Source organism: Pseudomonas sp. KCJK9111 (assembly GCF_046231935.1).
GTDB lineage: Bacteria > Pseudomonadota > Gammaproteobacteria > Pseudomonadales > Pseudomonadaceae > Aquipseudomonas > Aquipseudomonas parafulva_B.
Map to the genome: position 1 here is coordinate 22,311 of NZ_JBJJMO010000057.1, position 6,758 is coordinate 29,068.

General features: G+C 62.5%; 7 protein-coding genes and 2 pseudogenes. 6 read left to right on the top strand and 3 right to left on the bottom strand.

The annotated features are described in order from the left end of the window. The first annotated feature begins 99 nt into the window (after positions 1-99). The 6 genes from ACK59L_RS17180 to ACK59L_RS17205 all read left to right on the top strand — a co-directional run bounded on the left by ACK59L_RS17180 (position 100) and on the right by ACK59L_RS17205 (position 6,173). Positions 100-1,437 carry an imelysin family protein gene (locus ACK59L_RS17180; RefSeq protein WP_058603270.1) on the top strand — a complete coding sequence of 446 codons (1,338 nt, stop codon included), beginning with the start codon at positions 100-102 and terminating at the stop codon, positions 1,435-1,437. Between the two features lie 136 nt (positions 1,438-1,573). After that, complete coding sequence (locus tag ACK59L_RS17185) at positions 1,574-2,056, top strand: hypothetical protein (RefSeq protein WP_196135079.1); 483 nt, start codon at positions 1,574-1,576, stop codon at positions 2,054-2,056. A gap of 12 nt (positions 2,057-2,068) precedes the next feature. After that, a complete protein-coding gene (locus ACK59L_RS17190; RefSeq protein ID WP_409274947.1) occupies positions 2,069-2,455 on the top strand; it encodes a hypothetical protein in 387 nt (128 codons plus the stop codon). 106 nt (positions 2,456-2,561) lie between these two features. Further along, positions 2,562-3,989, top strand: coding sequence for a di-heme oxidoredictase family protein (locus ACK59L_RS17195; RefSeq protein WP_409274949.1), 1,428 nt, complete (start codon positions 2,562-2,564; stop codon positions 3,987-3,989). Positions 3,990-4,008: 19 nt separating this feature from the next. Next, the gene (locus tag ACK59L_RS17200; RefSeq protein ID WP_409274952.1) at positions 4,009-5,073 is read left to right on the top strand and encodes an imelysin family protein; all 1,065 of its coding nucleotides are present in this window, start codon (positions 4,009-4,011) and stop codon (positions 5,071-5,073) included. A gap of 2 nt (positions 5,074-5,075) precedes the next feature. Next, positions 5,076-6,173, top strand: coding sequence for a DUF1513 domain-containing protein (locus ACK59L_RS17205; RefSeq protein ID WP_409274954.1), 1,098 nt, complete (start codon positions 5,076-5,078; stop codon positions 6,171-6,173). 27 nt (positions 6,174-6,200) lie between these two features. Here ACK59L_RS17205 and ACK59L_RS17210 read toward each other — a convergent pair whose 3' ends face one another. From ACK59L_RS17210 to ACK59L_RS17220, 3 genes and pseudogenes are all read right to left on the bottom strand, one after another. Then, positions 6,201-6,434, bottom strand: coding sequence for a hypothetical protein (locus ACK59L_RS17210; RefSeq protein ID WP_058603276.1), 234 nt, complete (start codon positions 6,432-6,434; stop codon positions 6,201-6,203). After that, a pseudogene (locus ACK59L_RS17215) lies at positions 6,431-6,523 on the bottom strand (InaA protein); the annotation flags it as partial. The pseudogene ACK59L_RS17215 and the gene ACK59L_RS17210, both read right to left, overlap by 4 nt. Before the next feature lie 58 nt (positions 6,524-6,581). Further along, positions 6,582-6,758 (bottom strand): annotated as a pseudogene (locus ACK59L_RS17220) (SAM-dependent methyltransferase); the annotation flags it as partial.

Genomic DNA, 6,758 nt, shown 5'->3' on the forward strand with positions numbered 1-6,758 from the left:
CTTTACAGCAAATGCAAATCTTTCGCATGATGTGTCGGTTCAGCGTGCCATCGCGCACGATTCACCCACGGTCCAACCACACGACGCAGGAAACCAACAATGATTCGAATGCCCCTGGCCTCTGCCAGCCTGCTGGCCATTGCCATCGCTCTCGCCGGTTGCGGTGAAGGCAAGGACGACAAGGCCGCCGCGCCGCAAGCCCAGGCTCCCGCTGCCGCCAGCACCCCTGCCGCAACGCCAGGGGCTGTCGACGAAGCCGCTGCCAAGGCCGTGGTCAAGCACTACGCCGAGATGGTCCATGCCGTGTACAGCGACTCGCTGAGCACCGCCAAGACCCTGCAGGCCGCCGTCGACGCATTCCTCGCCACGCCCAACGATCAGACGCTCAAGGCCGCCAGGGACGCCTGGGTCGCGGCGCGCGTGCCCTACCTGCAAAGCGAAGTGTTCCGCTTCGGCAACACCATCATCGACGACTGGGAAGGCCAGGTGAACGCCTGGCCCCTGGACGAAGGCCTGATCGACTACGTCGACGCCAGCTACGAGCACGCCCTGGGTAACCCGGCAGCCAGCGCCAACATCATCGCCAACACCGAGATCCAGGTAGGCGAAGAGAAAATCGACGTCAAGGACATCACCCCCGAGAAGTTGGCCAGCCTCAACGAACTGGGCGGCTCCGAAGCCAACGTCGCCACCGGCTACCACGCCATCGAATTCCTGCTGTGGGGCCAGGACCTGAACGGTACCGGCCCAGGTGCGGGTAATCGTCCGGCGTCGGATTACCTCGAAGGCGAGGGCGCCACGGGTGGCCACAACGACCGCCGCCGCGCCTACCTCAAGGCGGTCACCGACCTTCTGGTCGCCGACCTTGACGAGATGGTGGCCAACTGGGCGCCGAACGTGGCCGACAACTATCGCGCCAAGCTCGAAGCCGAGCCTGCCACCGACGGCTTGCGCAAGATGCTGTTCGGCATGGGCAGCCTGTCGCTCGGTGAGCTGGCTGGCGAGCGCATGAAGGTGTCCCTGGAGGCGAACTCGCCCGAGGACGAGCACGACTGCTTCAGCGACAATACCCACTACTCGCATTTCTACGATGCCAAGGGCATTCGCAATGTCTACCTGGGCGAGTACACCCGCCCTGATGGTACCAAGCTAACCGGGCCTAGCCTGTCGTCACTGGTGGCCAAGGCCGACCCTGCTGCCGATGCGACCCTGCGGGCAGACCTGGAAGCCACTGAAGCGAAGATCCAGGTGATCGTCGACCACGCCCTCAAGGGCGAGCACTATGACCAACTGATCGCCGCCGACAACGCCGCCGGCAACCAGATCGTGCGTGATGCGATTGCAGCCCTGGTCAAGCAGACCGGTGCCATCGAACAGGCCGCCGGCAAACTGGGCATCGACAACCTGAACCCCGACACAGCCGACCACGAATTCTGATCCCATCTGGTGCGGCACCCAACGCCCGGCCTTGAGCCGGGCGTTTTCATGTCTGCGGCACCGCTTCCTGCTGCCTGGCAGGCCGCCCATCGCCCACTCTGCACGCATCATTCAATCGCCAACAGGGTGGTAGCCAATGCTGCAGATTCTCGATGTTTGGGGAGAGGGCCGGATCGTGCAGCGCATTGAAGGCACGAACCTGATCACAGGATTTCACAACGCCTACAACCTCAACAAAGCTGGCCAGCGTATCTCCAACGGCCCATTTGCAGGCGGGCCGATCCCCAACCTGATCCTGGTGTACGAGTACGACGCGCCCAAGTTCCCGATCGACGACCATACCGTTCCCCATGTCACCCTCATGGGCGCGCCGATCACCCATACGGTGGCCGAGGAGATGTGCCGTGTATTGGCAGGGTTAGGCAAGGTCTACCTGTACGACCCCAACGAAACCGACCGACGACTGTTCGAAGCCGTGGCCTACGCGCATGGTCTGCAACCTTTGGGTCGCTTCGACCCAGCCGCACTCGAACCGCCCTTCAATGAAATCACCTTGCTTGCGGCCTACGTATACCGCGCCCCGAGCGGCCCCCTCCCCCGTCCGAGTACTCACCCATAAAGGAGATAAACCATGGCCAGCGTTACCTACCTGCGTTCCATTGCCAACAACACCCCTTATACCCTGACCTTGATCGACGGAGAGAACCGCAGCCAAAGCCTGGCGATTGGCGCCCAGCACGTCTGGAACGGCTCGCTCGCAGTGCCTTGGATCGGTAAATCCGAAGAGAACTACAAAGCGCTGCGCTTGATTCTGGGGCCAGGCGCAGACACCAACATCTGGCTTTTTCAGGATTACTGGCAGCCCGCCCACAAGGATGCGGTGAAATACCTGACCGCCTCGTCCATGGAATATGCCAGCGAGGAAGTGATGGAGGTCCCGGGCGATAACCGCGAAGGCGGTAGCAAGAACCTCATCGTCAGCCTGGTCAACCGCCAGTTCAAACTCTTGATGGCCTGAGCACTGCTACGACGATTTCATCCAGCAAACGCAAATTGCTCTTATTCAATGATCCTGGGCCTGATAAGCTTGCACGCCGGATTTTCGTTCAGGCCCAGGATTCTGCATGTCCCTGCCGCTGTCCCGACTTGCCCCTCTGCTGCTGGTCTTTGCCCTCGCCGCCTGTGACGACGCCCCGCGTTTTACCCAGGCCGAGCCGGGCGAAGCGCTGTCAGGTGGCAAGACGACCGTGTTGCGCAGTGACCGCAGTGCGTATTCGCTGCCCGCCGCCAACCTCTCCCATGAGCGGCGCCTGGACTTTGCAGTAGGCAACAGCTTCTTTCGCAACCCTTGGGTCATCGCCCCCTCCACCACCACGGCGCGCGACGGCCTGGGCCCCTTGTTCAACACCAACGCCTGCCAGAACTGCCATGTGCGCGACGGGCGCGGCCACCCACCCGCGGCAAATGCCAGCAATGCGGTCGGCATGCTCGTACGCCTGTCGATACCTGACCAACCCTACCTGGCCAAGGTCATCGAACGGCTGGGGGTGGTACCGGAACCTGTATACGGCACTCAGCTTCAGGACATGGCCATCCCTGGCGTAGCGCCTGAAGGCAAGGTGCGCATGACCTACACCGCGCAGACGGTCTCGTTCAAGGATGGCCATCAGGTCGAGCTGCGCATGCCGGCGTTGCAGATCACTCAGCTGGGCTACGGGGCCATGCACCCGGACACGCGCTTTTCGGCGCGCGTGGCGCCACCGATGATCGGCCTGGGCCTGCTCGAGGCGATTCCCGAGGCTGACGTATTGGCCAACGAAGACCCGGACGACCGCAATCGCGACGGGATTCGGGGGCGGGCCAACCGCGTGTGGGACGATGCGCTGGGGCGCACGGTTATCGGCCGTTTTGGATGGAAAGCGGGCCAGCCGACTGTGAACCAGCAGAACGCGCATGCGTTCGCCGGCGACATGGGCCTGACGACGACATTGCAGCCCAACGACGACTGCACCCAGGCTCAGGTCGAATGCCGCGCCGCGCCCAACGGCGACGGCGTGGCAGGGGAAAAGGAGGTCAGTGACAACATCCTGCGCCTGGTCACCTTCTATACCCGCAACCTGGCCGTGCCAGCCCGTCGAGATGTGGCCAACCCCCAGGTGCTGGCAGGCAAGAACCTGTTCTATGAGGCCGGGTGCCAGGGTTGTCATATCCCTCAGTTCACCACCGCCAGCGATGCCGCCGAGCCGGAACTCGCCGGCCAGACCATCCGGCCCTATACCGATCTACTGCTGCATGACATGGGCCCCGGCCTTGCCGATGAACGAACCGAATTTGCCGCCAACGGCCAGGACTGGCGCACGGCCCCGCTCTGGGGAATCGGCCTGAGCGAAACGGTCAGCGGTCACTCGCAATTTCTGCATGACGGACGCGCGCGCAACCTGCTCGAAGCGGTGCTGTGGCACGGCGGCGAAGCCCAGGCAGCACGCGATTTCGTCCTTACATTCGATGCCGAGCAGCGCGCTGCCTTGCTGGCGTTTTTGAACTCACTTTAAACATGCACAGGAGCCGGCCATGTTCCGACCCAAACTGTTGTTTACCAGCCTCGCTGCCCTGGCCCTTGGCGCCTGCTCCCCGCAGGATCCGCAGGCCGTCACCTCCGCGGCCATCGCCAAGCAGGTAATCCTGCCTACCTACAGCCGCTGGGTCGAAGCCGACCGCATGCTGGCCGCCAGCGCCCTGGCGTTCTGCGAAGGCAAGGAAACTCTGGAAAAGGCGCGCGCGGATTTCCTCAATGCGCAAAAGGCCTGGGCCGAGCTGCAACCCCTGCTGGTGGGCCCGCTGGCTGAGGGCAACCGTGCATGGCAAGTACAGTTCTGGCCTGACAAGAAGAACCTGGTCGGCCGTCAGGTCGAGCAATTGGTCAATGCGGACAAGCCTGTCGATGCGGCCTCCCTCGCTAAGGCGAGCGTTGTGGTCCGCGGTTTATCAGCCTATGAATACATCTTGTTCGACAGCAAGCCAGACATCGCCACGGCCGAGCAGAAGGCGCGTTACTGCCCGATGCTGGTGGCCATCGCCGAGCACCAGAAGGGGCTGGCCGAGGAAATCCTCAAGGGCTGGAACAGCACCGAGGGCATGCTCTCGCAGATGACCAAGTTCCCCAACCAGCGCTACGCCGATTCGCACGAAGCCATCGCCGACCTGCTGCGTGCACAGGTAACCGCTTTGGACTCGCTGAAGAAGAAGCTGGGTGCGCCCATGGGACGGCAAAGCAAAGGCATCCCACAGCCCCTGCAAGCGGAAGCCTGGCGTAGCCACAACTCCATGAATAGCCTTCAGGCCAGCCTCAAGGCGGCCCAAGCGGTTTGGGTGGGTGTGGACAATAAAGGGCTGCGCGGGCTGCTGCCAGGCGACCAGAAGGCGCTTGCGCAAAAGATAGACGATGCCTACGCCACTTCATTGAAGTTGCTGGCTGACAACCAGAAAACCTTGGGCGAGCTACTGGCCGACGATGCAGGTCAGCAGACCCTCAACCAGATCTACGACAGCCTCAACGTCGTGCACCGCCTGCATGAAGGTGAATTGGCCAAGGCGCTTAACATTCAGTTGGGCTTCAACGCCAACGACGGTGACTGATCATGCTGCGACGCCAGGCCTTGAAACTCGGTAGCGTTGTACTCAGTGCCCTCACCTTGGGCGGCTGGAGTCTTCTGCGCAAAAAAGGCAGCGAGCCCCTGCTGCTGTCGGCACGCGACGACGCCGACGGCAAGCACTACGCCGTGGGCTATCGCCTGGACGGCACCCAGGTGTTCAGCACCCAGGTGGCCCAGCGTTGCCATGCCATCATCGATCACCCGGAGCGGCCCATCGCCTTGTTCGTGGCTCGCCGCCCAGGGACTGAAAGCTACCTGGTCGACCTGCGCGACGGGAGGCTGTTGCAGACGGTGGTATCGCCGCCTGACCGGCATTTCTATGGTCATGCCGTGCTGCACAAGGACGGTCAGTGGCTATACACCACCGAAAACGATACCCGAGACCCTGGCCGTGGCGTGCTGGGGGTCTACCGTTTCGACGACGAGCGCCTGGTGCGCACCGGCGAGCTCAGCACCCACGGCATTGGCCCGCACGAAGTCGCCTGGCTGCCGGACGGCGAAACGCTGGTGGTCGCCAACGGTGGTATCCGCACCGAGGCCGAAAGCCGAGTGGAGATGAACCTTGATGCCATGGAGCCGAGCCTGGTGCTGATGCAGCGCGACGGCACCTTGTTGAGCAAGGAAACCCTGGCCCAGCAGATGAACAGTGTTCGTCACTTGGCGGTAGCCCGAGATGGCACCATTGCCGCGTGTCAGCAGTTCATGGGGGATGCCTCGGAAACTGCCGAGCTGCTGGCAATCAAACGACCGGGCCAGGCTTTCCAGGCCTTCCCAGTTCCGCACCACCAGTTACAGGCCATGGCCCAATACACCGCCAGCGTGGCCATACACGACGAACTGCGCCTGGTGGCACTGACAGCACCACGGGCCAACCGCCTGTTCGTCTGGGACCTGGACAGCGGCGCGGTGCGTCTGGATGCGCCCATGCCCGACTGTGCCGGCGTTGGCGCGGTGAAGGACGGGTTCGTGGTGACATCAGGCCAAGGCCGCTGCCGGTTCTATGATTGCCGCAAGCACCAGCTCGTCGGCCAGCCCCTGAACCTGCCTTCAGGCTTCTGGGACAATCACCTGCATGTGATCTGAAACGGGCGTCAGGCTGTGCCCTGCGGCTCAACCAAACGGCCGCAGCCCCTGGCGCATGCCGAACAGGAACAACAGCAGGTCGTGATCAGGCTGCACCTTGGCATGCTGCTGTGGCTTTACCTCGCGCGGCAAAGCACATTGCTCAGCCAGTTCCGATTGGCTGAACACCACGGTTTTCGGTTGTTCCCAGGCTGCCACTGCAACGGTGGTGAGCGCCAAGCCCCCAACCAGGAACAAAGTTCGAGCTATTTCTAGTTTCATTGCCCTAACCCTTTGACAGCGCTGCCAAACGCCATTTGATAAACGTAGTGCAACCTAGGCGCCTTTGCACCGTTCAACGACGAATGGCGGCACCGGTATCGTGGGTGCCTGCGCAAGGGGTACAGGCCTTGTGAACCGTCATGCACCTTAACCCTTGCGCAGCACATACACGCGCCACATGGCATAAAACGGCAGGAAGTCGAGGCGTTCCTGGATCCTGAAACCAGCGGCTGCGAACTCCGCCTCAACCGTTTCGGCAGGTAACACGAAACGGTTCTGGTAACTGTCCGGCCCATGCTCGGTATCGCGACGGTGCTCGAGCTT